Consider the following 26,988-nt stretch of genomic DNA (forward strand, 5'->3'; position numbering starts at 1 on the left):
TTTGTGAACCGCGAGCAGATCGTCTAGAGTGGGCAAAGGAAAATCTTGGTGAAGGTGTCAAGCTATTTGATAATCTTGATGATTTTCTGGCTTCTGGCTTGATTGATGGGGTTTTGATCGCAACGCCTCACTATGATCACCCTGAAACAGCTGTACGCGCTTTCCAAGCAGGCATGCATGTTATTTGTGAAAAGCCGGCTGGCGTGTATACCAAACAAGTGCGTCAAATGAATGAAGCAGCAGAAGCTTCAGGTAAAGTATTCAGCATGATGTACAATCAACGTACAAATCCTCTATATAAAAAATTAAAGGATCTGGTTTCTTCTGGTGAACTAGGTGAGATTCGCAGAACGAACTGGATTATTACCAATTGGTATAGATCACAAAGCTATTACGATTCAGGCGGCTGGCGTGCAACTTGGGCTGGAGAAGGCGGCGGTGTACTTATTAACCAAGATCCGCATCAACTTGACCTATGGCAGTGGACGATYGATATGATGCCGAAGCGTGTTCGTGCATTCTGTTATTTCGGGAAGCACCGCAATATCGAAGTTGAAGATGATGTAACGGCATTCGTTGAGTATGAAAATGGCGCAACAGGCTTGTTCGTGACGACAACAGGGGAAGCACCTGGGACGAATCGATTCGAGTTGTCCGGGGACAGAGGTAAAATCGTCATTGAAGATGGCAAGTTGACGTTCTGGCGTTTGCGCGTTTCCGAAAGAGAATTCAATGAAACGTACAAAGGCGGCTTTGGTCAACCGGAATGTTGGARATGTGAAATCCCAGTTGAAGGTAAAGAAACGGGCCACATGGGGATCACACAGAACTTTGTTGATGCCATTCTTCATGGTACACCATTGATTGCTCCAGGAGCGGAAGGCATTAAAGGCTTAATGATTTCCAATGCGATCATGCTCTCAACATTCACGGACAACTGGGTTGATTTGCCGATCGACGAAGATCTTTTTGAACAGCATTTACAAGAGAAAATCAAAAATTCCAAATCAAGTAAAGAAGCAGGCTCCTTTAAAACACTTGATGTCTAAGATCATGGGGGAAAATCGATATGCAAAAAAATGATGGCATGAATTATGCGCCAAAAGGGAAACCGAACCTTGTTGTTCAAAAAGGGGAGTTTACCTTTGCAGTAATTGCGTTGGATCATGGTCATATTTATGGCATGAGTAACGGACTTCTAGAAGCCRGCGCTGAACTTAAATGGGTGTACGATCAAGACCCAGCGAAAGTAGCGGCATTTGTCGCGAAGTTTCCTCAGGCTCAGATTGCTGCTTCTGAAGATGAGATTCTTCATGATCCAGAAGTGAAGCTTGTCGCTTCCGCAGCTGTACCTTCAGAGCGTGGTCCTCTCGGGATTCGTGTGATGGAGCATGGCAAGGACTATTTCACAGATAAAACACCATTTACTTCCCTGGATCAGCTTGCTGCGGCGAAGGCCGTAGTTGAAACAACAGGACGTAAGTATGCTGTTTACTATAGTGAGCGACTTCACGTGGAAAGTGCGGTTTTCGCGGGTCAATTGATTGAAGAAGGCGCGATTGGTCGCGTGGTTCAAGTGATTGGCTTAGGACCTCACCGTTTGAATGCCTCAAGCCGTCCGGATTGGTTTTTCGAGAAGAATAAATATGGCGGTATTCTATGTGATATCGGCAGCCATCAAATCGAGCAGTTCCTCTTCTATTCGGGCTGTAAAGATGCGACAGTCGTTAGCAGTAAAGTAGCGAACTATCATGCGAAGGATTATCCGGAGCTAGAGGATTTCGGCGATGCGACACTGATTGGGGACAATGGGGCAACGAATTATTTCCGTGTAGACTGGCTGACACCTAATGGCTTAGGAACATGGGGAGACGGGCGCACATTGATTCTTGGAACTGAGGGTTATATCGAGCTGCGTAAATATATTGATATTGCTCGTGATCCGCAGGGGGATCAGTTGTATCTAGTCAACCAACAAGGAGAAAAGCACTACAGTCTGCATGGACAAGTAGGCTTTCCTTTCTTCGGTCAGTTGATTCTGGATTGCATTCATCGTACAGAAAATGCGATGACACAAGCGCATACATTCAAAGCGGCTGAATTGTGCTTGATTGCCCAAGAGAAAGCCGTTCGTGTGGAGTAGTTTCACACATCAGCTGGATGAAGTTTGTCAAGGGTACAGATAATTGTCTTTTGGCATGATAGCATAATTGCACATTCAATTTAAAATTCGGGTAGTTCAGCGGTAATATCGCTAACTGCCCGTTTTGTGTTTCCGTTGTTACGGTCGTTCTTGGTAGTAAGCAAAGGCCGAGCCCGTGCATAGCGCATTTTTTGATCGTTTCATAGTTGTTAATCTCATAGGTGAGTGTATACTGCACATTATGTTTACGCAGCATCGTTTCAAATAATTTCCGACAACGTCCTCCTGATATGGACATCAGAATTTCAGCGCCATTAAGATCCTCCGGTATAATAGCCGATTTCGCGGCTAAGGGGTGATCAGGTGCTGCCACAATGACAAATTCCTCTTCCTGTATCGTCCGATAGATTAAATCAGGATCGCTGAGTTCCTTGTCGACGATGAACCCTAAATCGCATTCGCCTGCCTTCAGCGCACGGGACGTATCATTTTCCATTAATTCATTGATGGTGATTGTAATGTTTGGAAAGCACTTTTTGAAAGCACCGAGAAACGGCGGCAGCATGTAGGAGAAGAGCGTTGTTTCGTGTGTGCCAATCATAAAGCTTCCTGTCGTTTGACCAGCTACATTGATTTTGGATTCCTCATATAATTTCAAAATTTTCGCTGCATATCGCAGTAAAATGTCCCCCGCAGGCGTAGGTCTCATCTTTTTATCGATCCGCTCGAAGATTTCAACCCCGTATTCGATCTCTAGTTTTTGAATTTGGGAGGTCACACTAGACTGAGCGTAGCCCAATTTTTCGGAAGCCTTCGTAAAGTTTTGCCATTTCGCTACTTCGAGCAGTGTTTTATATAAGGTAAGATCCATCTGTATGCACTCCTTAACCATCACTATTTTCGATCGAAACGATCATTTATTATAGATAACTCTGGTACTTCTTGCCATGTTAAAATCAATTCCAACCAAAGGATGGGGGGAATTACCATGTGGAACTTATACGAGATAGAGAAAAAATTTGAGGCTCATGTGAAAGATGTYGAAGCGCGCGCGAGGAAAGCACACTGGTACACGAAAGAGGAGAAAGTTGGTGTGCGCCCTGGCGTAGTTGCAAGTTGGGTGTCTATATTTGCCATCATTATTGTTGGGATTATCGCCGTGTATGAACTCTTTTGAGATACGTTAGCATGGAGTCCRTGTTTAAATCAAGTACTTTCCCTTCATACTAAAGGAAAAAGGAGGGAATATGCGATTGACTATGGATCCTTCAAAGCCTCTGATTGTTCAGAGCGATTTATCTATCCTCCTCGAAACGAATCATCCTGAATTTGACAAGCTTCAAGGTAAGCTGGCTCGCTTTGCAGATCTAGTGAAAAGTCCAGAACATCTTCACACCTATCGGGTTACTCCATTGTCTTTATGGAATGCAGCTGCAGCAGGCATGGGGTTGGAAGAGATGACAGCTTGCTTACAGCAGCATGCCAAATTTGGTGTACCCTCAGCTGTGCTTAGCACGATTCGGAAATATACGAAGCGCTATGGGATTCTACGCATGTTGCATGTGGGGAAGGAACTCTTCTTGGTAAGCGAGGATACCGTCGTTTTCAAAGAAATTTGTGCCTATGAATCCTTGCAAAACTATCTCAAGGATGCACGTGGAGAACGGGCTATTGCCATATCACCGAGCCATCGGGGGATTTTGAAGCAAGAGTTAATGAAGCTCGGTTATCCCGTGGAGGATCTAGCTTCCTACCGCAGCGGAGAATTTCTGGAGATTCCTTGGCGTGACGAAGATCAGATGGATGAGCCTTTCCAACTGCGCGATTATCAAAAGCAAGCCGTAGACGCTTTTCAGCAGGTTGGCCATGGCGGAAGCGGTGTTCTGGTTCTCCCTTGCGGAGCAGGTAAGACGGTAGTGGGGATCGCCGCAATGGCGAAAGCAAGCTGTGCAACACTGATCCTTACCTCCAATGTAACGTCAGTGAAGCAGTGGAAACGTGAAATATTAAGTAAGACCGGACTGACTAGCGATCAGGTGGGTGAGTATAATGGCACTACGAAGGAGATAAGGCCCATCACCATTGCCACCTACCAAATTCTAACGCACCGCGGGAGCAAGGAGGCTGAATTCTCGCATTTGCGATTATTTAGCGAGAGGGAGTGGGGCCTCATCATTTATGATGAGGTTCACCTTCTGCCTGCGCCCGTTTTTCGTGCGACTGCGGAGATACAAGCCACGCGCAGGCTCGGTTTAACGGCAACGCTAATTAGAGAAGATGGCTTAGAGGGTGACGTGTTCTCATTAGTCGGGCCCAAGAAGTATGACATGGCGTGGAAGCAGCTCGAAACGATGGGGTGGCTGGCTAAGGTGACTTGCCAAGAAGTGCGGGTACCCCTGTCAATTATGGACCGAGATCGTTATCATGCCTCAGAATCTAGGCACCAGTTCCGGATCGCCGGAGAGAATACAGCGAAGCTTGCGGTCATTGATTATTTGTTGAAGCTCCATCCAGATGAACCGACGTTAATTATCGGTCAATATATTGATCAGCTTGAAGAAATTGCAATTCATACAGGTGCTCCCATGATATGCGGCAGTATCCCTCATGAACGTCGAGAAGAGTTATATGAGCGATTCAAAAAGGGGCAGCTCCCACTGCTCATCGTTTCCAAAGTGGCGAATTTCGCTGTCGATCTCCCAGATGCGGCGATTGCCATTCAGGTATCGGGAAGTTATGGCTCGAGGCAAGAAGAAGCACAACGATTGGGTCGAATTCTTCGGCCGAAGCGAAATGGTGAGAACACGGCCATCTTCTATTCACTCGTTAGCGCAGACACGAAAGAACAGGATTTCGCCATGAAGAGGCAGCTCTTTCTTGTAGAACAAGGCTATCAATACGAGATTACAAGCTGGAATGAAGCGATAAGATGAGGAGGTAGGCTTGGAAAATGAAGTACGAGCATGTGGAAAGGAAAATGCCGGTTTCGTTAAAGGAGTCCATTGTAAGACAACCGTGGTGCTCTGCACTTCGTACATCAGGGGAATCGTTAGAAGAGATTCTTACGCTTCCTACTCATTTAGCTAAACTCTATCATCAGCTTTCGTCCGATGAGCAGCGTACGCTGCGCCTGGTAATGTCAACGTTCGGCTGTCTGCCTTTTACTGGCGAGAGGTTGGAAAAAGAAGCAGTGCTCCAAATGTCTGGTGCTCAAGTCAGTTTGGGGTTATGGGGACTTCGTCGTTATGGCGTCGTTGTTGCTTTCCGTAAATCTTGGGGAGAACAGTTGTACACGCTGCCTGAGGATGCATTCGCAGGTTGGCAGAGCCTAGTGTTTCCTGCCGTAGGGCTCACCGAGCAAAGCAATGTAGATGAGCTAAGCGATCTCAGCGACCACATCGCAGAGATGGATGAAGGCATTCCTTCGAATCCACGGGGACTCGCGCAGCAATTGTTTCATTGTATGGTCAGCTGTTCGCGGCAATCCGAACTTTCCCTTACGAGTAAAGGAACTTTACATAAGAAGCAGTTGCAGAAGATTACGGAACATGTGAGTTTACCCGCAAGAATACTAACACAGTCAGGACTTACTTACGCATTCACGGACGTGTATGATGAGCCTGCCGCGTTGATGCTTGAATTAGGCATGCGAATGGGATTCCTCTATAAAAATGAAACGGGCAACCGGTTCCTATTCCATCATCGTCTTTTCGAGCGTTGGCTTCAAAGCTCCTATGAACACCAACAAGCGCAATTGTATCGTATTTGGCGGCAGGCCTTGATTCCCGCTCCGGTTTGGCTGGAGCATGGGATCGCATTCATGGAAAGGGCGACTGTCTTGCAGTGGTACAGTTTATCGGAGCTGTTGCAAGCCGTTCTCTCATGCTGTTCGATTGGGCATAAACCGATGGACGAGGAGACTCTTCGTCAGGAGCTGATGACAGCCTGGATTAGGCCGTTGTCCACATTTCGTTTTGTTGAGTTAGCGGAAGATCAAGAGGGGCAACTTTGGTTCAGATGGCTGATCACACCTAGATTGAGTTCAGGTGAGCTTCCAGACTCTCTCAGCGAGCTGGCTCTCCTGACCGATCCATCTCTATACGTTCAGCCTGATTTCGAAGTGCTTTTACCACCCAATGCTTCTCTGCGCTTAGAGTGGGGAGTTGCGGCATTTGCTGACCTGCTGAACGCTGATCTCGTACGTACCTATCGTTTGACCAAAGAAAGCTTTGGGCGCGCGTTAGATCATGGTCTGAGGAGCTCAGACGTGTTTCAAGTTCTTCGAGATCATGCTTATTATGAAGTTCCAGAACAAGTGATCATCACCTTGCAGCAGTGGGAGGAGCACAAGGATAAGCTCTACCTAACGGATGTGACACTGCTTCGCTGTCAAACGAATGAGRTTGCGGAAGCCTTACTTCGGAATGATAAGTGCCGCAATCTGCTCGGAGAGCGCATAGGAGAAACCAATTTTATTATTTCACGCGCGCATATTAAACATTTGACGAAATGCTTGGAAGCGATGGGTTTCCACCCCAATCAAAGTGCAATTCCGAATGTAGGGAGTGATGAAGACCAGGAGATTCCATTATGGAACGAACCTCAATTAGGCCTCTGTTACTCTAAAGATACGATTCAATTATATGAAATTGATCCATATTTGCCGCTGCGGGAGGACTTATATCCAGATATGCAGCAAATTCCTATGAGTTGGATTAAAGAGTTACGCAACTATCATGCCTCTACTCGTAAGGATATGATTCGTAAAGCTATCGAATGGAAAAGTGTGCTGCAGTTGAGAAAAGAAGGACGCGACTGCTTCATTATCCCGCGCATGCTGCGCGAAGATCGAACAGGTTGGATTCTGGAGGGGTGGGAAGAATATGAGGAGGTCGCTTGGACCAGTGAGGACTGGAATGAGATGAAGCTCATATTACCAGGAATCAACGATGGGTCTGTGAGAGAAAAGGAAGAAACTCTTGGCGAACTGTGATATGATAGAAGTGTTATAGACTTTTTCGCGAGGAAGGATGAGGTTGTCATAATGTTACAAACAATGGAAACAGAAACACTGGATATGTCGGCTATCCTTATGCAAGCCTACGATATGGGTGATATGATTAATTCTTCTGCGGAAGTTGCAGATTATTTATATTGGAAGACCGAGGTCGCGAACAGCAGAGAAGTGAAAGATTTGCAAGCTGTGTTTGCTAGGAAGAAAGATGCTTTTGAGGAGTGCGAGCGTTTTGGGCATTACCACCCGAGCTATCACGATGCTTTAGCAGCTGTGAATGACGTGCAAGAGAAGCTCCTAGCTGTTGAGGCTGTTCGCAAGTACAAAGAAGCTGAGGATCGCTTGGATGACTTGTTGTTTACCGTTTCAACGACGATTGCTCACGCGGTATCAGATTCGATTAAAGTGCCAAGCAATAACCCCTTGCCAACCGGCAAAGGCTGCAGCTCCGGTGGAAGCTGCAGTGGGAATTGCGGTTAATTACCTTCGTGATCAAAAGCCAGGCGGTTTTCAGCACCGAGAAGATTGAAAGAAGCTAGGAAATGAGGAGCGTAGTGTGAGCTACGTGAGCACCGGAATTTCCAGCTGAATTCAATATCGATGTCGAATTTGCTTCAAAGGACTACTTCGTGATTAAAAGCGGCGTCATTTCAGGCAGAAATCGGGGYGGATGCGTCCGACCTCGGTTCCTTGCCAGTTGTGAACGGCAGGTGTATGGAATTCCTTGAGCTCACTGACCTCGGTTTCCGACAGGTAGCCTAGCTGCTTTAACGCCTCAGTGACAGCAGGATACAAGGCACGAATGTTTCCATCTTCTACTTTTAAGRCGAAGCCGATGGCTTGATCGGGTATGGAGAGGGCGAAGATGCCTTCAGCGCCCATTTTGCCTAAGACTCGGCCTTTTGTAACCTCGATTAATCGCGTATCGAAGCGGTCGCTTCCTGCGAGGAATTGAGGATATTTCCGCACAGCATTGACAATTCTCTGGCAAGCGTTTGCACGCTCTGCAGATAGCCCTTCGGGGCTGCCCAATCGGGCAAAAGCGAGTGCGAGATGGTTGATCGGCATCCCAAACACAGGGACGCCACAGCCGTCAATTCCGAGCTCCATCTGCTCCTTAGGTACATCTGACATGGCACTCACAGCATCTAACATGAGGACCTGAACAGGATGCTCAGGGCTCATGTAGGTATCCGGTGAAGCGCCAAGATAGCTGCTTAAGGATAGCATACCCGAATGTTTGCCCGAGCAATTGTTGTGCAAAGTTGACGGGGACTCTCCCCGTTCACGCATCGCCTGTGCAGTTGGCGCGTGGTACGGCTCATGCGCACCGCATTGCAGATGCTTGGCATGATACCCTAGCTTGCCTAGGATGCCGCGGGCCGTGCTCACATGCTCAGCTTCCCCATTGTGGGAAGCGCAGCATAAGGCAATTTCGGCCTCAGTCAGGCCGAAATGATCAGCCGCGCCGGATTCAATGACCGGCAAGGCTTGAATCAGCTTCGCCGTCGAACGGGCGAAGGTGAGCAGGTGCGGATCGCCTGCACCGTGCAGGAGCGTTCCTTGGTTATCGACAACAGCAAGGTGGATGCGATGTATGCTTTCTGTTATATGTCCGCGAGACACGCGGACAATAGTGTCTGATGGCTTCATGTTGTGAGATCACTCCATACTAGGATTATTGAAAAGAGGTTGCAATCATGATGATTGAGCGAAGCGGATTAATCATTTGGGTAAACGATATTAAAGCCGCCAGAAATTTGGAGCGGTTCGGTTCCCTTCATTACATATCCAAGAAAATGAATTATGCCGTTCTTTATATACATGCCAGCAAATTGGAAGAGACCACACGCAGTCTACTCAAGTTGCCTTACGTCAAGAAGGTAGAGAAATCATATCGTAATGAAATTAAGACAGAGTATAGTAGTGACGTTCCTGACAAAACTAGATTTTACACGCTTTGAGGCTACAGTGCAAAATGAAAGCTTCGTGAGAAGCTTTTTTCTTTTTTTTCTCATAATATGGACCTTGGTCGGTCTCGTTTGAATGACTTTGTTATAAGTTTTCTCAATTTTCCGAAAATTAGGCATAGTTTGTTGTCTTCATAAATACTTATTAATAATTTTATATATTCTTCCATGGGAAAAAAAGTTATAATACAGTAAAATATAACTTACAGAACTTCAGGGAGTAGGTATTCGGTCCCATTTAAATAGGAAAGGGGATGTGATCATGAAAGATAAGGTTATGGGGAGATGGAGTACTTACGAACCATTCTTCGTACAGCTAGGTGATAAGAAAGTGGCGGATATCGTGATCACGAATCATGCTAAGCTGAGATGGAGCGATCGTATTTCTAGCGATAACAATTCACTTGAGGAAATCTGCGCGTTTCTCTGGGAGAAGCTTAAAAATGATAGCATGGTCCCTTATTATCGGAACGAAGAAGACGTCTATCTGATTGATGATGATTTGGTGGTAGTGGCCGAATTCTCCCATTTGGAGCATGAGACGGATCTTGTAGGCAATCCTCTGCACAAAATGATCATCGTTACCTTTCTTGGCAAAATGTCAGAGACCATGGAGCTGCGCGATTTGAAATCGTACTATTCCTGGTTGAGACACTCTCGTCGTATGACTTTAATCAAGAATAGTMGCAAGCGGCGCTAATCATGTCATTGAGCAGAGTATGTCTGGAGCTAGGGCAGACATACTCTTTTTTGTCGTCTTGATGGACTGTACGGGTTCGATTTCATATAATGGAACAAAGAGAGGCGGTATATCATGGCACTTAATTTTCATCAATTACACATTTTCTATACCGTAGCGGAAAAAGGCAGTTTCTCACACGCAGCCGGTGCGTTACATATGACACAGCCAGCCGTGACGATGCAGGTACAGTCACTTGAGGATTACTTTGGTGTGAAGCTCTTTCATCGCAGCACCAAGAAGATCGAACTGTCTGAAGCAGGACGAGCTTTGCTGCCATTTGCCAAAAATAGCATTGAGCTTATTCGCGACACCGATGTCGCGATGTCAAAATTTACAATGATGATCGAAGGTCGGCTACAGCTAGGCGCCAGCTTAACGATGGGGGAGTACATTTTACCTCGGCTTCTGGGCCCTTTCAGCAAGGATTACCCGAACATCTCCGTATCGATGAAAGTAATGAACACAGCCCAAATCTTGGATGAGGTACTTAGTCATCAACTCAATTTCGGTCTTGTTGAGGCGCCTATCCATCATCCAGACGTTCATACCGAACCGATCCTTAGTGACGAGCTGCGACTCATTGTTCCTTCGGATCATCCACTAGCGGATGCCCCGGTTGTTACATTGGACGAGTTATTGAAGTACCCTTTTGTTCTGCGAGAACAGGGTTCAGGTACAAGAAGAGTCATGGAGGAGGAATTCGCTCGCTGCAACATGGATTGTTCCTCGATGAAGATCGTGATGGAGCTAGGAAGCACAGGAGCCATCAAATCGGCTGTTGAAGCGGGATTAGGGATTTCTATTCTTTCGCAATCGTCCGTTAAGCATGAGGTAACGCTAGGCCTTTTTAAAGTGAAAAAGATCGAGAATATCGTGTTTGAGCGCAGCTTTTATGCGATTTATTTAAACTCGACCTTGCTGCCTATTTCGGCCGTAAGCTTCATGACGTTTTTGAGACAAGAAGATTTAAGTCGTTTTCTATAAGAAGGACGGGGGATCGAATGGAAGCAGACTTACATTCACATACAACAGCTTCAGACGGGACGCAGTCGCCGAGAGCGAATGTCCAGATGGCTTTAGATGCAGGATTAGGTGCAATTGCGATTACCGATCATGATACGATTTCGGGGGTAGCGGAGGCACTTGAGGCAGGCATGGAATTGGGCATTGTCGTTGTTCCTGGCGTTGAAATTTCAACGGTAGCGAATGGCCAGGATATTCATATTCTGGGTTATTACATGAACATTGCGGATGAACAATTCCTACAACGCTTGTCATCTTTACGTGAAACAAGGGATACCCGCAATGAGATGATTATTGCACGGCTACAGGAGCTTGGCATCGACATTACGATGGAGGAAGTTCTCAAAGAGGTTGCCAATGTGAAGCGCAAAGGTGATACAGTTGGCCGACCGCATATTGCTGCTGTGCTCATGAATAAAGGCTATGTGAGTACGATCACGGAAGCTTTCGATCGCTATTTGGCTACGGGAGCGGCTGCTTACGCCAATCCGCCGCGTATTGAGCCGGCAACCGCGATTACGTGGATTCATGAAGCTGGCGGCAAAGCGGTGCTTGCGCACCCTGGTATTTATCACGATGATGCGCTAGTAGAGGTCATTACTTCACAGGGATTAGATGGGATTGAAGTGTATCATGCTGATCATTCGCCAGAAGATGAAGAAAGATATAGACTTCTTGCAGAGTGTAAGGGGCTGCTGATCACGGCAGGTTCTGATTTCCATGGCGTACGTGATGGAGTTGCTTTCCACGGGGCTATCGGCTCGAAACGCATCGGCATGGATGTCGTGGAACTTTTACAACCAAGCGTATGATTCCGAAGCGAGTTTTGATGTTGCAATATTACACCTCGCTTGCATTGGTTACTCAAAACTTTTAGGAGGATCGCTCATGAAAAAAATTCGAAAAGCCATTATTCCCGCGGCGGGACTAGGCACCCGTTTCTTGCCCGCAACCAAAGCGCAGCCCAAGGAAATGCTGCCCATCGTTGACAAACCAGCGATTCAGTACATAGTAGAAGAAGCGATTGAGTCCGGCATTGAGGATATTATTATCGTTACAGGGCGTAATAAACGTGCGATCGAGGATCATTTTGATAAATCCGTAGAGCTTGAGATGATGCTTGAAGAAAAAGGGAGCACACACCTGCTGGAGATTGTGAAATCGGTCTCTAATCTAGCGGATGTTCATTATATTCGTCAGAAGCAGCCGCTTGGCTTGGGTCATGCAATTCTCTGCGCGCGCAAATTTATTGGAGATGAGCCGTTCGCCGTTTTACTTGGGGATGATATTYTTCAATCTACCCCGCCAGGGCTTAAACAGATGATGGATATTTATGAGCAGACGGAAACCTCCGTGATAGCGGTTCAAGAGGTGCCTTGGGCTGATGTTAGCAAATATGGTATCGTCTCTCCAGCGACGAGCTACGCGAACTATCGATTGATTGAGGATCTGGTCGAGAAGCCTGATCGTGATCAAGCGCCTTCGAATTTAGCGGTAATTGGCCGTTACATCATTATGCCGGAAATTTTCCGCATTTTGGAGCGTCAAGAGCCTGGCCGCGGTGGTGAGATTCAATTAACGGATGCCTTGCGCGTGCTGAATAAGGAACAGCAGATGGCGGCTTACCTGATGCAAGCGAAGCGCTACGACGTTGGGGACAAGCTGGGGTATATTGAAGCGACCATTGAACTTGCCTTACAGCGTCCGGATTTGCAAGAGCAAGTAAAGGCGTATTTATTATCATTAATCAAGCAATGGGATTTATAGCATTGGTTATTTATATGCCAAAAAACCTATCGAGAATTAATCTCTGATAGGTTTTTGGCATGTTTATTTAATGGTCACTTTCAATTGCTTGATTTCTTCTTCCTCTGGTGTCACATAAACTGTCTTCTGATTCACGTAAATGACAAAGCCGGGCTTCGAGCCGTTTGGCTTATGGACATGTTTGATTGTTGTATAATCCACAGGAACTTGACTGGAGTTTTTGGCTTGACTGAAGTAAGCAGCTAGCTGCGCGGCTTCAAGTAAGGTGGTGTCGCTGAACTCACCGCGAATGACGACGTGGGAGCCAGGAATATCCTTGGTATGCAGCCATGTATCCATAGAAGAAGCAAGACGATTCGTCAGGTATTCGTTTTGCGTATTATTTTTCCCAACATAGATAGGAACGCCCTCGCTGGATTCGTAGCAGGCTAGAGCGGGCTTATCTTTTTTCTTTTTCTTACGCTGCTTTTTGTTTCGATCGCGCACATAACCTTGCTCCATAAGCTCATCACGAATCTCTTCAATATCCGGCAAGGAGGCAACACTCAACTGCTGCAGCAGCGTTGTGAGATAGGTAATCTCTTGGTGCGTTTGGGCAATTTGCTCCTCGACGATCACCGTACTATTTTTCAATTTACTATATTTCTTAAAATAGCGCTGTGCATTTTCCGCCGGGCCAAGAAGCGGGTCCAATGTGATGGTGATCATCGCCTGATCTTCATCGTAGTAATTAATGGCTTGGACTTCTTTGTCGCCTTTCTTGATTGTATGGAGCGAGGCGGTTAACAGCTCTCCGAGAATACGATATTTATCAGCATCCTTGGAGTCTTCGATCGTATCCTGAAGTTTTTCCAGTTTTTTGACATTTTTATTGACTTCATTTTGTAAAAATTTCAACAAATCCGATACACGCTGTTTAACCGTATCTCGTTCCGCTTTGTCGCCATAGAATTGCTCCAAACACAAGCTTGGCGTTGGGTATAATTTCGATGTGCCCTTGATGTGCGTAAGTGGTGTCATCGCGAAGAACAGCTTGCCTGTCGGTTCTTGTTCTACAATGACTGGTTCATAGCGATCCTCGCGCATAGCGGTCATGACTTCGCTGAACGCCTGCCAAAGCGATGCGGTATCGACTTCCGTTTTTCCTTGCATACTGCGATATACAATTTCCTTGGCGATCAGTGGACTTAGTCCGCTGAATGCAGCAACCAGCTGTTGCTCAGGTTTAATTGGCGATGGAGATACGGAAACCTCATCTGATGAAGATGTCCGCTCTAAGGCTTGAATGAATGCTGCGCTATCAACCTCAAGTGGATTTTGCTTATCCTGTTCAGGCGGTGTTACATATGTACTCCCTGGCATAACAACCCGGTAAGAACTGATKGCTGGCGTCACATGATGAATGCCGTCTAGAATTGTTCCTGTCACGGGATCGAGCAAGATGATATTGCTGTGGCGGCCCATGATTTCCACAATAATATGCTTGAGGGATATATCTCCTAATTCGTCACGATGACGAATCTGCAAACGAATGACACGTTCCATGCCGATTTGTTCCACGACCTCAATTACGCCGCCTTCACAATATTTGCGAAGCAGCATACAGAACATAGGCGCATCCATCGGATTCATGGTAACTTGTTCTGTCGTTTGGACGCGTGGATACGTAGGGTTGGCGGAAAGGAGCAGCTTCACGTTCTGCCTTTGGGTGCGAATTTGAAGCACGACGTCATTTTCACTCGGTTGGTGAATTTTATTAATGCGGCCTCCTACATACATTTGAAGTTCGTGAACAATTGCATGAAGGACGAGTCCGTCTAAAGCCATGATGCATACAACTCCATTCTTTGAGGCTAGTTGTCATTTGTCAGTGTGRTTACCTCTTCATTCCGAGGTTGACAACTTTGCTAATCTCTATGATGCCATACTTTTCACAAAAACTTAAGGGGCTCTGGACAGGAAAGATGATTTCAGGGATATTTTCCTGCTTGTCTGAATACAAATACGTATAAGCGTGAGTTCAAAAAGTACGATTTTCAGCACCGAGAAGGTTGCAAGAAGCTAGGAAATGAGGAGCGGAGCGTAGTGGAAACTACGTGAGCACCGGAAGTTCCGGCTGAATGCAAGATTCGATGTCGAATACACTTCCTGGTATACTTCGTGATCAAAATCGGGCTTTTTGAACAACTTCTAAGTGTGAGACAAGATCAAGTGGATGTGGGAGGGAGAAGGGCGGATGAGTCAGAATAAGTGGTACCAGTTGAACTCGGAGGATGTCTTGCAGTTACAGCAGGTGAATATGCAGCAAGGATTGCCCTGGGAGGAAGCTTGGAAACGGCAGGCTGAGGTAGGGCGAAACGAGCTCTCAGAGGGGCAACGTGTATCGCCAATCACGTTGCTCTTAAATCAATTTAAAGATTTCATGGTGCTGGTGCTATTGGGGGCGACTCTGATATCCGGCTTGCTAGGTGAATATTTAGATGCGATTACCATCGTCATCATTATCGTGATGAATGGGATTTTGGGCTTTACACAGGAGTTTCGAGCGGAACGCTCACTACGTGCACTGAAAGAGCTGTCTGCACCGAATGCCAATGTGTGGAGAGAAGGAGCCGTTCATCAAATTCCGGCTCGTGATCTGGTGCCAGGTGATATTGTGTTCCTGGAGAGCGGAGATCGAGTCCCAGCGGATGTTCGGTTTCTGGAGACGAATGGCGTCTATATCGAAGAGTCCGCATTAACCGGGGAGTCCATTGCCGTCAGCAAAACGATTGCTCCTATTCCTCACGACGAAGTGCCGCTTGGTGATCAGCGCAACCTCGGCTTCATGGGGACGATGGTTTCTCGTGGTACGGCGAAAGCAGTTGTCGTTCGAATCGGGATGGGCACGGAAATGGGCAAAATCGCTGACCTGATTCAAAATACGGAATCTATGGAAACACCGCTTCAGCACCGATTGGAGCAGCTAGGTAAAATCTTAATTATCGTCGCTATCGCGTTGACGATTCTTGTTGTTGTTGCCGGTATTATGCATGGACAACCACCATATGCGATGTTCTTGGCAGGTGTCAGCTTAGCAGTTGCTGCTATCCCAGAAGGGCTTCCAGCGATTGTTACTATCGCACTAGCGCTCGGCGTTCAGCGAATGATTAAGCGGAAAGCGATCGTCCGCAAGCTGCCTTCGGTGGAGACGTTAGGTTGTGCCTCCGTTATTTGTTCAGATAAAACGGGGACGCTCACGCAGAACAAGATGACAGTGACCCATTTGTGGGTCGGCGGTGATGTGTTTGAGGTAACAGGAGATGGTTATGCGCCGGTCGGTCATATTCTAATGAGTGGTCAACATACGGACGCACACAAACATCCAACTCTATCGAAGCTTCTCCACGTGTCAGCCCTTTGTAATAACGCAACGTTAGTTGAAGAAAAACAAGAAACGAAGCGAAAGAAAGGGAAAGAGGGCGCTGGGGGACCATCTTCAATTTGGAATATTAAAGGGGATCCAACAGAAGGAGCCTTAGTTGTTCTAAGTGCCAAGAGCGGGATTACGCAAGTTTCGCTGAGTGAAAAATATAAACGGATCGCCGAGTTCCCTTTCGATTCGGAACGCAAACGGATGTCCGTGCTGGTGTCTTCTGAGAACGGCCGTATGGCTTGCACCAAAGGGGCGCCGGATGTGTTGTTGCAGCATTGCAGTTATATTTTGTGGGATGGCAAAGTCATTCCCTTCACGTCAACACTGAAACAAAAGGTCATCTCAGCGAATGAAGGCATGGCCAAATCAGCGCTAAGGGTGTTGGGTATTGCCTATAAGGAACTTAAAGCGAGTGATCGATATGATGATCATGAGGATGTTGAGAATGGCTTAGTCTTCGTAGGGTTAACCGGTATGATCGATCCACCGCGCAAAGAAGTGCGTGAAGCGATCTCCAAATGCCGCAAGGCGGGTATCAAAACGGTTATGATCACAGGGGATCATCAAACGACTGCGGAAGCCATTGCGAAGCAGCTCGGGATGATTCCAACCAATGGTGTCAGCATGAGCGGTCAACAAATCGGACAGCTCTCCGATGATGAGCTCGATGCCAAAGTCAATGATACCTACGTCTATGCGAGGGTGTCCCCTGAGCATAAGCTGCGGATTGTGAAATCGTTGCAGCGCAATGGACATGTAGTTGCCATGACGGGTGATGGCGTTAACGATGCACCAGCGATTAAGGCAGCTGATATTGGTATTGCCATGKGGATTACGGGAACCGATGTATCTAAAGAGGCATCCTCCTTAATTCTTAGCGATGATAATTTCTCGACGATCGTTGCAGCGATTGAAGAGGGGCGCAGCATCTATGAAAATATCCGCAAGTTCATTCGCTATTTGCTCGCTTCTAACGTTGGCGAGATTATGACGATGTTCATCGCCATGATGGCGGGGCTTCCGCTTCCGCTTGTGCCTATTCAAATTCTATGGGTGAATTTAGTGACAGATGGTCTGCCAGCGATGGCACTAGGTGTGGATCAGGCAGAGAAAGACCTCATGCAGCATAAGCCGCGCTCGGCGAAGGAAAGTATTTTTGCAAGACGCTTAGGCTGGAAAATTATTTCCCGTGGTATCCTTATCGGGGTATGCACCTTGGGGGCCTTCTGGCTCATCTTACGCGTGAATCCAACGGATGCAGAGACCTTGTTGAAAGCGCAAAGTGTCGCGTTTGCGACTTTGGTTATGGCGCAGCTCATCCACGTGTTTGATTGTCGCAGTTCACGTTCCATTTTCCACCGGAATCCTTTGCAAAATAAGTACCTCGTTCTGGCTGTGCTATCATCGCTCATTCTTATGCTTGGCGTTATGTACATCGAAGCTCTCCAACCGATCTTCAAAACCGTTCCGCTTGGCTGGAAAGATTGGATTCTCGTTTTGATTGCAGCTGGCATTCCAACTTTCTTTATGGGGCTAGGCAGCGTGTTGTCGCCAAAACGCAACAAAGGTTCCAGAGGTTCGAGAGGTTCAAGCGCCTCTGTGTATTCGAAATCGTCTAAACCGAGTTTCCGATAAGGGACATGGCAGGATGGAAAGATGGAAAGAGCTGCCGTGAGGCAGCTTTTTCCTGTTTAGGGCCCCAGCTTCACCTCGACACTGCACTGCCCGCCCCGCCCCGCCCCGCCATACTCCCGCTCTGCCTACGAGTAGATGGATTTTATACAGTTAATTCACTGGAATTTCCCTTGAATCTCCGAATAAATGGATTTTCTCCAGTTATTTTCGGGGGTTTCTTTGGATTTGAATAGAATGGAAGGGATTAACTACATATTTTCCATTTAAACTCAAATTTAGATCATATTCACTTGAAATAGATGTAGGTTTTCCAGTATTTTATTCAGCACCTCCAACTCACACTATTCATCTAACGCAACTTACCAACTCATATTATTCACCTACCGCAACTCATCCCACCAACACACGCTTACTCACTTACCCTATCTCATCTCCCTAGCAAACTCCTACCAACTGCACAAAATCCAAAAGTCACTGTCAGGTTTACAACTATGGCGATTTAGCGACTATGACGTGCTGCGAGGGCGCAGGGCTATGCATACTGACGATTTTACGCTATGATAATGGCTAAACCGCACATAGGGGTGCTTGACATGAATTTTACGAAAATGCACGGTCTTGGCAATGATTTTATTGTCGTATCCGGAGAGAAAGAGCTGCCTGCCGGGGCGGACCAGTTGGCCATTCAGTTGTGTAATCGATTTTTTAGCATCGGTGCTGACGGTGTTGTCTTTATTCTTCCTTCAGAGAAAGCTGATTTTCAAATGCGCATTATCAACTCGGATGGATCTGAGGCCGAGCAATGCGGCAACGCGATCCGCTGTGTTTCCAAATATGTTTATGAYCATAAGTTGATTGATGCTACTGAAATTACCATTGAAACCATCGGTGCTGGTGTACAGAAGGTTCAAGTACATGTGCAAGATGGCAGAGTTGTAACTGCTCGTGTGGACATGGGAGAGCCCATTTTACAAGGACTTCAGGTACCAACGACAGTTGATGCCGACGAGGTGATCGATTATCCAATCGAGGTAGATGGCACATCGTTTCGTTTCACAGCGGTATCCATGGGGAATCCGCATTGTGTCATTTATGTAGAGGATGCTGTGAATTTTGACCTGGCAACATGGGGGCCTAAGCTTGAGGCGCATCCTATGTTTCCGCGTAAAATAAATGTCGAATTCGCAACCGTTCGAGATCGCGCTTATACGGATATGCGTGTTTGGGAGCGTGGCGCTGGGCCAACGCTTGCTTGCGGAACAGGCGCGTGTGCTACGCTGGTATCTTCCGTGCTGAATGGTCTATCTGATCGTGAAGCGACCGTTTCACTCAAAGGTGGAGATTTGTTCATCGAGTGGCTGGAAGAAGATAATCACGTCTATATGACGGGGCCTGCGGAAGAAGTGTTTACAGGCAAACTATAGATAGGGGAAATGATGCATGAAATTGGATCTTCGTGCAGCGCTGCAACAGGAGATTTTGACCGGTGACGGCGCTATGGGGACATACTTATATCAGATGGGATTTCCCGTCGGCATTTCATATGAAGAATTGAATTTGCTTAGACCAGAAACGGTCGCTGACGTGCACCGCCGTTATTTCGAGGCAGGTGCTCGTCTTATTGAAACGAATACGTTTTCGGCGAATCGGGAGAAGCTTTCGAAGTACGGGCTGGAAGGCGACGTTGAAGCCATTAACCGTGCGGGTGTTGAGCTAGCCAGGAACGCTGTTGGCGACGATGCTTATGTCGTTGGAGCTATCGGATCCATTCGCGCAGGCAAGCGAAAGAATGTGAGAACCTCTGAGGTCGAGCAATCCTTACAGGAACAGATAGGAATTCTGCTTGACTCACCAGTGGACGGGCTGTTATTAGAGACCTTCTACGATTTGGAAGAGCTGCAGCTTGCTTTACGAATTATTCGCAGCATGAGTGGGCTTCCTGTGATCTGCCAGTTTGCCAATGAGGGCACGGGCAGCACGCAGGACGGTGTTCCGCTGCAAGAAGCTTTCCTGCGGCTACGTGATGAAGGCGCTGATGTGATCGGCTTCAACTGCCGAGTCGGCCCGAACGGGATCCTGCGTTCGATGGAGAAAATCTCGCCGATTCCTGGTGTTCCATTCTCGGCGTTTCCGAACGCAGGTTTGCCCGACTACGTAGACGGGCATTATACGTATGCGGCGACGCCGAAGTATTTCGCCGAAAGCGCGCTGCGCTTCGCCGATCTTGGCGCGCGCATCATCGGCGGCTGCTGCGGCACGACGCCGGAGCACATCGCCGCTGTGGCGAAGGCGCTGCAGGGCTACGTGCCGGCTGCACCAGGCTCTGCTCCTGCGGGAGCCGCTGCGATCGTGCTTGAGCCGGCACCKGCGAAGCCTGCGCCGCCGGCGGGCATACCTTCGCTGCTGGACATCGTGAAGCAGCGCAAAACCGTCATTGTCGAGCTGGATCCTCCGAAGGATCTCGACATCGAGAAGTTCATGCAGGGGTCGAAAGCACTGCAGTTGGCACATGTCGACGCCATTACGATGGCCGACAATTCCCTTGCTGTGACGCGCATGAGCAACCTGGCCCTCGGCTACCTCGTGCAGGAGCGTTTGGGCGCGCGTCCGCTCATCCACATCGCGTGTCGTGACCGCAACATGATTGGGACGCAGTCCCATCTCATGGGCTTGCACGCGCTTGGGATAGACCACGTGCTGGCCGTGACCGGCGATCCCGCCAAATTTGGCGATCTCCMGGGGTCCAGCTCTGTGTACGACCTTACCTCATTCGAAATTATTCGGATGATCAAACAGCTCAACGAAGGCATCGCCTTCTCCGGTAAACCTTTGAAGCAGAAGGCTAACTTCGTTGTTGGTGCAGCATTCAATCCGAATGTGAAGCATTTAGATAAAGCCGTTCAGCGCTTGGAGCGCAAGATCGAGGCAGGCGCAGATTATATCATGACGCAGCCTGTGTACGATGCGAAGCTTATTGAAGACATTTATGAAGCGACTAAGCATTTGCAAATTCCTATTTTCATCGGGATCGCCCCGCTGGCTAGTGGCGGCAATGCCGAATACCTGCACAATGAGGTTCCAGGTATTCGTCTATCGGATGAAGTTAGAGCCCGGATGGATGGCTTGAAAGGTCCAGAAGGTCGCGCCATGGGTGTGGAAATTGCCAAAGAATTGCTGGATACCGCGATGCAATACTTTAATGGTATTTATCTGATGACCCCATTTCTGGCGTATGAAATGTGCGTAGATCTGACGAACTATGTGTGGGAAAAGTCGAAAAGGCATGATTTCCACTTGTACCCACTTTCAAAATGAATTAAAATAGGGTAATGGATGTKATTAGAATGATTTGCAGTATGACCGGGTTCGGACAAGCGAATCGTTCTTTTGCGGGATACAACGTGTTTATCGATGTGAAATCGGTCAATCATAGGTATAGTGAAGTGTCGATTCGGTTGCCTAAGGAATGGGCGGCTTTTGAAGACGCTTTGAAGAAAACGGTATTGCATGCTGTGAAGCGAGGACGAGTAGATGTCTTCATCACGGCGGAACGTGAAGCAGCTTCCCCGAAGAACGTAACGGTTAATTATGCTTTGGCAGATGCTTATCTGGAAGCCGCAGAACAGTTGAAGCAGCGGTATGGGATCACGGGTCAGGTAGATCTCAACGATTTATTGAAACTTCCTGAGCTGATTCAGATGAAAGACGTACGTCAAGAGCCTGATGACGAGATTGAACAGGAGCTATGCGCCTGCTTACAGGAGGCTGTCGTTCAGCTATCCGCGATGAGACACCGCGAAGGTGAATTCTTAGAGCAGGATATCCGCGAACGGCTAGCCGAGATGAAGCGAATTCATATCGAGTTGGAAGCACTTGCTCCTCAAGTCGTTCAGGAGTATGCGACGAAGATGACGATTCGCATTCAGTCCCTCGTTCTCGATGGGATACCTGTGGATGAGCAGCGCCTAGCGACTGAGATTGCTCTCTTCGCAGATCGTTCTAATGTGGATGAGGAATTAACGCGTCTGAAGAGTCATTTTGGGCAATGTGAGTCATTGCTTTTAGACAAAGAGCCTGTTGGCCGAAAGCTGGACTTCTTAATTCAAGAAATGAATCGGGAAGTGAACACGATCGGATCGAAGTCGAATCATTCGGAGCCTACGGCTAGAGTGATTGCGATGAAAGCAGAGCTTGAGAAAATGCGGGAACAAATACAGAATATCGAGTGAAGCTTGCATGTGCTTCGCGAGGAGGAAGTCCTAGATGGCTATCAAATTAATCAATATCGGGTTCGGCAACATCGTATCGGCGAACCGCATTATCTCGATCGTGAGTCCAGAATCCGCTCCGATCAAGAGAATCATTCAAGAAGCGCGTGATCGTCACATGCTGATTGACGCTACATATGGTAGAAGAACCCGTGCCGTTATTATCACGGACAGCGATCATGTGATTTTGTCGGCAGTACAACCAGAGACGGTAGCGCATAGACTTTCGAATAAGGACGATGATCATGACGAGTAATACGAACACTCTTGAGCGTGAGAGAGGTATTCTGATTGTTTTATCCGGACCGTCTGGAGTTGGCAAAGGAACGGTTTGTGCGGCGCTGCGCAAGGTTGCTCCTGATATTGTCTACTCGGTATCAGCGACAACGCGTTCTCCTAGACAAGGTGAAGTAGACGGTGTGAATTATTTTTTCAAAACCCGCGAGCAATTTCAGCAGTTGATTGAAACCGATGAAGTGCTGGAATGGGCCGAATATGTGGGCAACTTCTATGGCACACCAAGACGTTTCGTAGAGGAGACGCTACGTTCAGGGCACGATGTGATCTTGGAAATCGAGGTGCAAGGTGCACTGCAGGTCAAGCAGAAGTTTGACGAAGGTGTATTTATTTTCTTGTTGCCGCCATCTCTAGATGAGCTTGAGAATCGTATTGTTACACGTGGCACGGAAACGGATGAGGTCATCCGCAGTCGCATGTCAGTGGCCATTGATGAAATTCGTTTGATGGAACACTATGATTATGCGATCGTAAATGATCATGTAGATACCGCATGCGCGAAAATACAAGCGATACTAGCCGCTGAGCACTGCAAAAAAGATCGTATGTTTCCAAAAATCGTACAATGGATGGATGAGGTGAATTGAATGTTATACCCTTCAATTGATAAACTGCTCGATATCGTAGACAGCAAGTACTCCCTGGTTGTTGCAGCTTCCAAAAGAGCTAGATCCCTTCGTGATGGTGCGAAATCGGATTTGAAAGGCCAGAAAGCTCACAAACATGTTGGTGTTGCCTTAGAAGAACTTTACGGTAATTACATCGGTTATGAGAAAATTAACACAAACGAGAGCGAGAAATACGCGAAGAAATAAACTGCCTTACCCAACAACCCTCGTGGTTGTTATTTTTTTCTCAAAATATAGACATTCTATGTTTCACATAATTAATCGGCTATATGTTTAGATAAACGCTCCCGTCTTTGAAGGAAGGAGTAGCCGTTTATTCCATTTGGTATTTCGAAAGGGGATTTCCATGGGTGTATTACAAGGCAAAACGATTGTGCTCGGTGTCTGTGGAGGCATTGCGGCTTATAAGGCTGCAGCGTTAACGAGTAAATTAACACAAGCTGGAGCTGTTGTACGGGTGATTATGACGCGTTCCGCGGTGCAATTCGTTGCCCCATTAACGTTTCAAACCTTATCGCGACATCATGTTTTTGTTGATACCTTCGATGAGAAGGATCCCGCGGTTGTGTCTCATATCAATTTGGCGGACAGCGCTGATCTCGTGCTGATTGCTCCAGCTACGGCCAATATGATCGGCAAGCTGGCATTAGGGCTTGGCGATGATATGCTGAGTACCACTCTGCTTGCAACCATGGCCCCGATCTGGGTGGCACCTGCGATGAATGTGCATATGTACGCGAATCCTGCGGTACAAACCAACATGGAGACTTTGCTTCGTCGCGGCGTTCGATTCATTGAACCAGGCGAAGGGCAACTGGCCTGTGGCTATGTGGGCAAGGGGCGTCTCGCTGAGCCAGAGGAAATTTTTGCCGYGGTTGAGCGGCATTTTCAAGGGGATCCTGGGCGTTTAGCAGGTAAACGTGTGTTAGTGACGGCCGGAGGCACGGTAGAACGTCTGGATCCTGTTCGTTATTTGACCAATGATTCGTCAGGCAAAATGGGGTATGCGATCGCGGAAGAAGCTGTGCGGATGGGGGCGAAGGTAACGTTGGTTTCAGGACCATCGGCTCTAACTGTACCAGAAGGTGTTCAGCTTGTTCCTGTGCAGTCTGCGCTGGATATGCGCGAAGCGGTGTTAAGCAGGCTAGGAGAAAGCCAGCTCATCATAAAAGCGGCTGCTGTGGCCGACTATCGGCCTGCTGTGGTTGCCGAGCAGAAAATCAAAAAGAAAGCGGACTCGCTGACGCTTGAGCTTATTAAGAATCCCGATATTTTGCAGGAGATCGGAACGCTGAAGACGAAGGAACAGTTCGTCATCGGGTTTGCAGCGGAGACGGAAGCGTTGGATGAACATGCGATGGACAAGCTGAAGCGCAAAAATTGTGATCTCATCGTGGGGAACGATGTGTCACAAGAGGGCGCTGGCTTTGGCGGGGATACGAATGTCGTTCGCTTCTATGATCAGAACGGGCTTGTACAAGCGCTGCCTATCCAAAGTAAATGGGACGTTGCGCGCAAATTGCTCGAACTCGCTGCAGAGCGAATGGCTGCCGCGGCGGGGGAATCCTGATGTACGCCAAAGTCATTGTCGATGTCCCAGCCAAGCAAACCAATCGGGCGTTCGACTATGAAGTGCCGTCATCTTTGAGTAAGTGGGTCGAAGTCGGCAGTCGAGTAGGTGTACCTTTTGGACCACGTGTTCTGCAAGGCTTTGTGGTTGAACTGCAAGAGGAAACGCAAGTAGATGCGAAACGCATCAAGCCGATTCAAACTGTGTTGGATCTCGTCCCTCCCTTGACGAGTGAACTTGTTAGTCTTGGACGCTGGATCAGTCGTATGTATATGTGCCATGAAGTAACTGCTTTGCAAGCGATGCTTCCTGCGGCACTTAAAGCGAAATATGAGCGTGTCATTATTGTAGGGGATGAATCAGAGGATCAATCCTTTCTCGATATGCCAGATATTGAAGCTATTATTAGCTTTGTGAGGAGTAAGGAATCGGTTTCCATGGACGTGTTGTTGGAGCGTTTTTCGAAGGAAGGCGCTCTGATCAAAGAGCTGCTGTCATCGGGTAGACTGGCGGAAGTGCAGCTAGTGAAGGACCGGATGAATGCCAAAAAGGCGCTAACCGTATTTCCACCTGCAGGTGGTCGTGGCTTGGAAGAGGCGCTTGCCGAGCTTCCGGCCAGAGCGAACAAGCAGAAGGATGTCCTCCGATATTTGACCCTGCATCCGCACGCCATTCGACTGACGGAACTGATGGAAACCATTGAGGTCGGAGCCAGCACGGTCAAAAGCTTGGCGGATCGCGGCTGGATTGAGCTGCGCGAGGTGGAAGTGATGCGCGACCCGTATATGGGCCGTGCTTTTGAGCGGACGAAGCCGCTTACGCTGACGGAAGAGCAGAGCGGCGTGTTCGCCCCTATTCGCGATTCGGTGGCTGAAGATCGACATGAGGTGTTTCTGCTGCATGGCGTTACGGGAAGTGGAAAGACAGAGGTATACCTACAATCCATCCAGCAATGCTTGGATATGGATAAGGAAGCCATTGTTCTTGTGCCGGAAATTTCATTGACGCCGCAGATGGTGGAGCGTTTTAAAGGGAGATTCGGCGACCTTGTTGCTGTTCTTCATAGCCGATTGTCCAACGGTGAGCGATATGACGAGTGGCGTAAAATTACACGCAAGCAGGTAAAGGTCGTAATCGGCGCACGTTCGGCGATTTTTGCCCCTTTTACGAACATTGGCTTGATCATTATAGATGAAGAGCATGAATCCTCGTATAAACAAGAAGAGAGTCCGAAATACCATACGCGAGATGTGGCTGTTCAAAGGGCGAAGCAGCAAGATGCCGTTGTGGTGCTGGGTTCCGCTACGCCATCTCTGGAGAGTATGGAGAAAACGAGACGCCGGAGAGATCGCCCTAAACCTCCTTTTACATTGCTGACGATGAAGGAGCGCGTTGCGAGCAGACCGATGCCGCCTGTGACGATTGTAGATATGCGAGAGGAGCTGAAAACCGGCAATCGGTCGATGTTTAGCAGATCTTTGTATAAAGCGATCGAAGAACGGTTACACAAGAAAGAACAGACCGTATTGCTGCTGAATCGACGTGGTTATGCGACATTCGTGATGTGTCGGACATGCGGTTTCGTTTCACAGTGTCCGCACTGCGATATTTCATTGACGTATCACCAAAGCTCACATGCGCTGCGTTGTCATTATTKCGGTTATGCGGAACGTGAGGTGAAGGAGTGTCCGAGCTGTCAGTCGGAGCATATTCGTCATTTTGGCACCGGGACACAGCGGGTTGAGGAAGAGCTCAGTAAGATATTTCCTGGCATTAGGGTCATTCGCATGGATGTGGATACAACGACTGAAAAGGGCTCGCATGAGAAATGGTTAACGATGTTTCGCGAGAAACAGGCGGATGTTCTTCTGGGGACGCAGATGGTGGCCAAAGGGTTGGATTTTCCTGATGTTACCTTAGTTGGGGTCATCGCGGCGGATACTGTGCTGAATATACCTGATTTTCGCTCTGCTGAGCGGACGTTCCAACTCTTAACACAAGTGGCAGGTCGAGCGGGACGGCATGAGAAGCAAGGGGAAGTGTTTGTACAAACGTACACACCTGACCATTACAGCGTGCAATATGCGAGTCATCATGATTATATTGCGTTTGCCAACCATGAGATGGATATTCGTGCTAATTTAGGTTATCCGCCGTATCAAAGATTGATTTTAATTACATTCTCACACGAACAAGTACCGCTCTTGGTGCGTATGGCGGAAGCCTTTGTTACACGGTTAAAAGAGATCGCTCTCCCTTATACGAGGCAGCAGGTAGATTTGTTTGCGGAAGCCGTATCGCTGGATTCATCCTTTCATTTTGACGTGTTAGGACCTGTTGCATCGCCTATTTCCCGAATCAAAGATAGATATCGATTCCAATGCGTGGTAAAATATCGTGGGGAAGATAGAGCTGCAGAGATCGTTGGGAAGACAGTAGCTTGGTTTGAGGAACGCTCAGCCAAAGAAAAGCTGCTAATAAGCGTGGATGTTGACCCGCAATATTTGATGTAATA

The 26,988-nt window shown here is 47.7% G+C and carries 23 protein-coding genes; 20 read left to right on the forward strand and 3 right to left on the reverse strand.

The genetic code is table 11. From position 1 onward, the window contains the following. Together AC1DLM_RS26815 and AC1DLM_RS26820 are read left to right on the forward strand one after the other, a co-directional pair. Positions 1 to 1,049, forward strand: a 1,049-nt coding sequence (locus AC1DLM_RS26815; RefSeq protein ID WP_477571667.1) for a Gfo/Idh/MocA family protein, incomplete at its 5' end; no start/stop codon positions are given. A gap of 20 nt (positions 1,050 to 1,069) precedes the next feature. Next, positions 1,070 to 2,143, forward strand: a complete 1,074-nt coding sequence (locus tag AC1DLM_RS26820) for a Gfo/Idh/MocA family protein (protein WP_477571668.1) — start codon at positions 1,070 to 1,072, stop codon at positions 2,141 to 2,143. On the opposite strand, the gene AC1DLM_RS26825 is transcribed toward AC1DLM_RS26820, so the two are convergent. Then, positions 2,088 to 3,014 carry a LysR family transcriptional regulator gene (locus AC1DLM_RS26825; protein ID WP_441989093.1) on the reverse strand — a complete coding sequence of 309 codons (927 nt, stop codon included), beginning with the start codon at positions 3,012 to 3,014 and terminating at the stop codon, positions 2,088 to 2,090. The two genes, AC1DLM_RS26820 and AC1DLM_RS26825, sit on opposite strands and share 56 nt — an antisense overlap. A 117-nt stretch (positions 3,015 to 3,131) precedes the next feature. Between AC1DLM_RS26825 and AC1DLM_RS26830 the strand changes: the two genes are divergently transcribed. The 4 genes from AC1DLM_RS26830 to AC1DLM_RS26845 all read left to right on the forward strand — a co-directional run bounded on the left by AC1DLM_RS26830 (position 3,132) and on the right by AC1DLM_RS26845 (position 7,637). Beyond that, positions 3,132 to 3,320, forward strand: coding sequence for a hypothetical protein (locus AC1DLM_RS26830; protein ID WP_441989094.1), 189 nt, complete (start codon positions 3,132 to 3,134; stop codon positions 3,318 to 3,320). A gap of 70 nt (positions 3,321 to 3,390) precedes the next feature. After that, entirely contained in the window at positions 3,391 to 5,076 is a 1,686-nt protein-coding gene (locus AC1DLM_RS26835) for a DNA repair helicase XPB (RefSeq protein WP_441989095.1), read from the forward strand. 17 nt (positions 5,077 to 5,093) lie between these two features. Next, positions 5,094 to 7,136: a helicase-associated domain-containing protein gene (locus AC1DLM_RS26840; protein ID WP_477571669.1), complete on the forward strand. Its 2,043-nt coding sequence runs from the start codon at positions 5,094 to 5,096 to the stop codon at positions 7,134 to 7,136. A gap of 51 nt (positions 7,137 to 7,187) precedes the next feature. After that, positions 7,188 to 7,637, forward strand: a complete 450-nt coding sequence (locus AC1DLM_RS26845; protein ID WP_157256856.1) for a YlbF/YmcA family competence regulator — start codon at positions 7,188 to 7,190, stop codon at positions 7,635 to 7,637. Positions 7,638 to 7,802: 165 nt separating this feature from the next. Here AC1DLM_RS26845 and AC1DLM_RS26850 read toward each other — a convergent pair whose 3' ends face one another. After that, entirely contained in the window at positions 7,803 to 8,810 is a 1,008-nt protein-coding gene (locus AC1DLM_RS26850) for an asparaginase (RefSeq protein ID WP_477571670.1), read from the reverse strand. 47 nt (positions 8,811 to 8,857) lie between these two features. On the opposite strand from AC1DLM_RS26850, the gene AC1DLM_RS26855 reads away from it, so the two are divergent. The 5 genes from AC1DLM_RS26855 to galU all read left to right on the forward strand — a co-directional run bounded on the left by AC1DLM_RS26855 (position 8,858) and on the right by galU (position 12,659). Beyond that, positions 8,858 to 9,121 (forward strand): YlbG family protein, encoded by a 264-nt coding sequence (locus AC1DLM_RS26855; RefSeq protein ID WP_056612401.1) that lies wholly within the window; start codon positions 8,858 to 8,860, stop codon positions 9,119 to 9,121. Between the two features lie 268 nt (positions 9,122 to 9,389). Continuing rightward, on the forward strand, positions 9,390 to 9,827 hold the full coding sequence (locus AC1DLM_RS26860; RefSeq protein WP_477571671.1) for a hypothetical protein: 438 nt from the start codon (positions 9,390 to 9,392) through the stop codon (positions 9,825 to 9,827). 114 nt (positions 9,828 to 9,941) lie between these two features. Next, entirely contained in the window at positions 9,942 to 10,853 is a 912-nt protein-coding gene (locus AC1DLM_RS26865; protein ID WP_441989099.1) for a selenium metabolism-associated LysR family transcriptional regulator, read from the forward strand. Between the two features lie 17 nt (positions 10,854 to 10,870). Then, positions 10,871 to 11,704 (forward strand): PHP domain-containing protein, encoded by an 834-nt coding sequence (locus AC1DLM_RS26870; protein WP_441989100.1) that lies wholly within the window; start codon positions 10,871 to 10,873, stop codon positions 11,702 to 11,704. Positions 11,705 to 11,780: 76 nt separating this feature from the next. After that, positions 11,781 to 12,659, forward strand: coding sequence for a UTP--glucose-1-phosphate uridylyltransferase GalU (galU, locus tag AC1DLM_RS26875; RefSeq protein ID WP_477571672.1), 879 nt, complete (start codon positions 11,781 to 11,783; stop codon positions 12,657 to 12,659). A 63-nt stretch (positions 12,660 to 12,722) separates the two neighbouring features. Here galU and AC1DLM_RS26880 read toward each other — a convergent pair whose 3' ends face one another. Beyond that, positions 12,723 to 14,486: an Rqc2 family fibronectin-binding protein gene (locus AC1DLM_RS26880; protein WP_441989102.1), complete on the reverse strand. Its 1,764-nt coding sequence runs from the start codon at positions 14,484 to 14,486 to the stop codon at positions 12,723 to 12,725. 409 nt (positions 14,487 to 14,895) lie between these two features. On the opposite strand from AC1DLM_RS26880, the gene AC1DLM_RS26885 reads away from it, so the two are divergent. The 9 genes from AC1DLM_RS26885 (at position 14,896) to priA (ending at position 26,986) form a co-directional block, all read left to right on the forward strand. Then, positions 14,896 to 17,709, forward strand: coding sequence for a calcium-translocating P-type ATPase, SERCA-type (locus AC1DLM_RS26885; RefSeq protein ID WP_477571673.1), 2,814 nt, complete (start codon positions 14,896 to 14,898; stop codon positions 17,707 to 17,709). 593 nt (positions 17,710 to 18,302) lie between these two features. Beyond that, positions 18,303 to 19,133 carry a diaminopimelate epimerase gene (gene dapF / locus AC1DLM_RS26890; protein WP_441989104.1) on the forward strand — a complete coding sequence of 277 codons (831 nt, stop codon included), beginning with the start codon at positions 18,303 to 18,305 and terminating at the stop codon, positions 19,131 to 19,133. A 16-nt stretch (positions 19,134 to 19,149) separates the two neighbouring features. Further along, positions 19,150 to 21,024 carry a bifunctional homocysteine S-methyltransferase/methylenetetrahydrofolate reductase gene (locus AC1DLM_RS26895; protein WP_477571674.1) on the forward strand — a complete coding sequence of 625 codons (1,875 nt, stop codon included), beginning with the start codon at positions 19,150 to 19,152 and terminating at the stop codon, positions 21,022 to 21,024. A 29-nt stretch (positions 21,025 to 21,053) separates the two neighbouring features. Continuing rightward, the gene (locus AC1DLM_RS26900) at positions 21,054 to 21,938 is read left to right on the forward strand and encodes a YicC/YloC family endoribonuclease (protein WP_477571675.1); all 885 of its coding nucleotides are present in this window, start codon (positions 21,054 to 21,056) and stop codon (positions 21,936 to 21,938) included. A 34-nt stretch (positions 21,939 to 21,972) separates the two neighbouring features. Beyond that, entirely contained in the window at positions 21,973 to 22,233 is a 261-nt protein-coding gene (gene remA, locus AC1DLM_RS26905; RefSeq protein ID WP_009672664.1) for an extracellular matrix/biofilm regulator RemA, read from the forward strand. Further along, a complete protein-coding gene (gmk, locus tag AC1DLM_RS26910) occupies positions 22,223 to 22,861 on the forward strand; it encodes a guanylate kinase (protein ID WP_056612367.1) in 639 nt (212 codons plus the stop codon). The genes remA and gmk overlap by 11 nt, the downstream gene beginning before the upstream one ends. Further along, positions 22,862 to 23,089 (forward strand): DNA-directed RNA polymerase subunit omega, encoded by a 228-nt coding sequence (gene rpoZ, locus AC1DLM_RS26915; RefSeq protein WP_056612362.1) that lies wholly within the window; start codon positions 22,862 to 22,864, stop codon positions 23,087 to 23,089. A gap of 160 nt (positions 23,090 to 23,249) precedes the next feature. Further along, positions 23,250 to 24,473, forward strand: coding sequence for a bifunctional phosphopantothenoylcysteine decarboxylase/phosphopantothenate--cysteine ligase CoaBC (coaBC, locus tag AC1DLM_RS26920; protein WP_477571676.1), 1,224 nt, complete (start codon positions 23,250 to 23,252; stop codon positions 24,471 to 24,473). Continuing rightward, complete coding sequence (gene priA / locus AC1DLM_RS26925; protein WP_477571677.1) at positions 24,473 to 26,986, forward strand: primosomal protein N'; 2,514 nt, start codon at positions 24,473 to 24,475, stop codon at positions 26,984 to 26,986. Before coaBC ends, priA begins: the two co-directional genes overlap by 1 nt. Positions 26,987 to 26,988: the final 2 nt, after the last annotated feature.

It is taken from the genome of Paenibacillus sp. 01T442 (assembly GCF_056398345.1).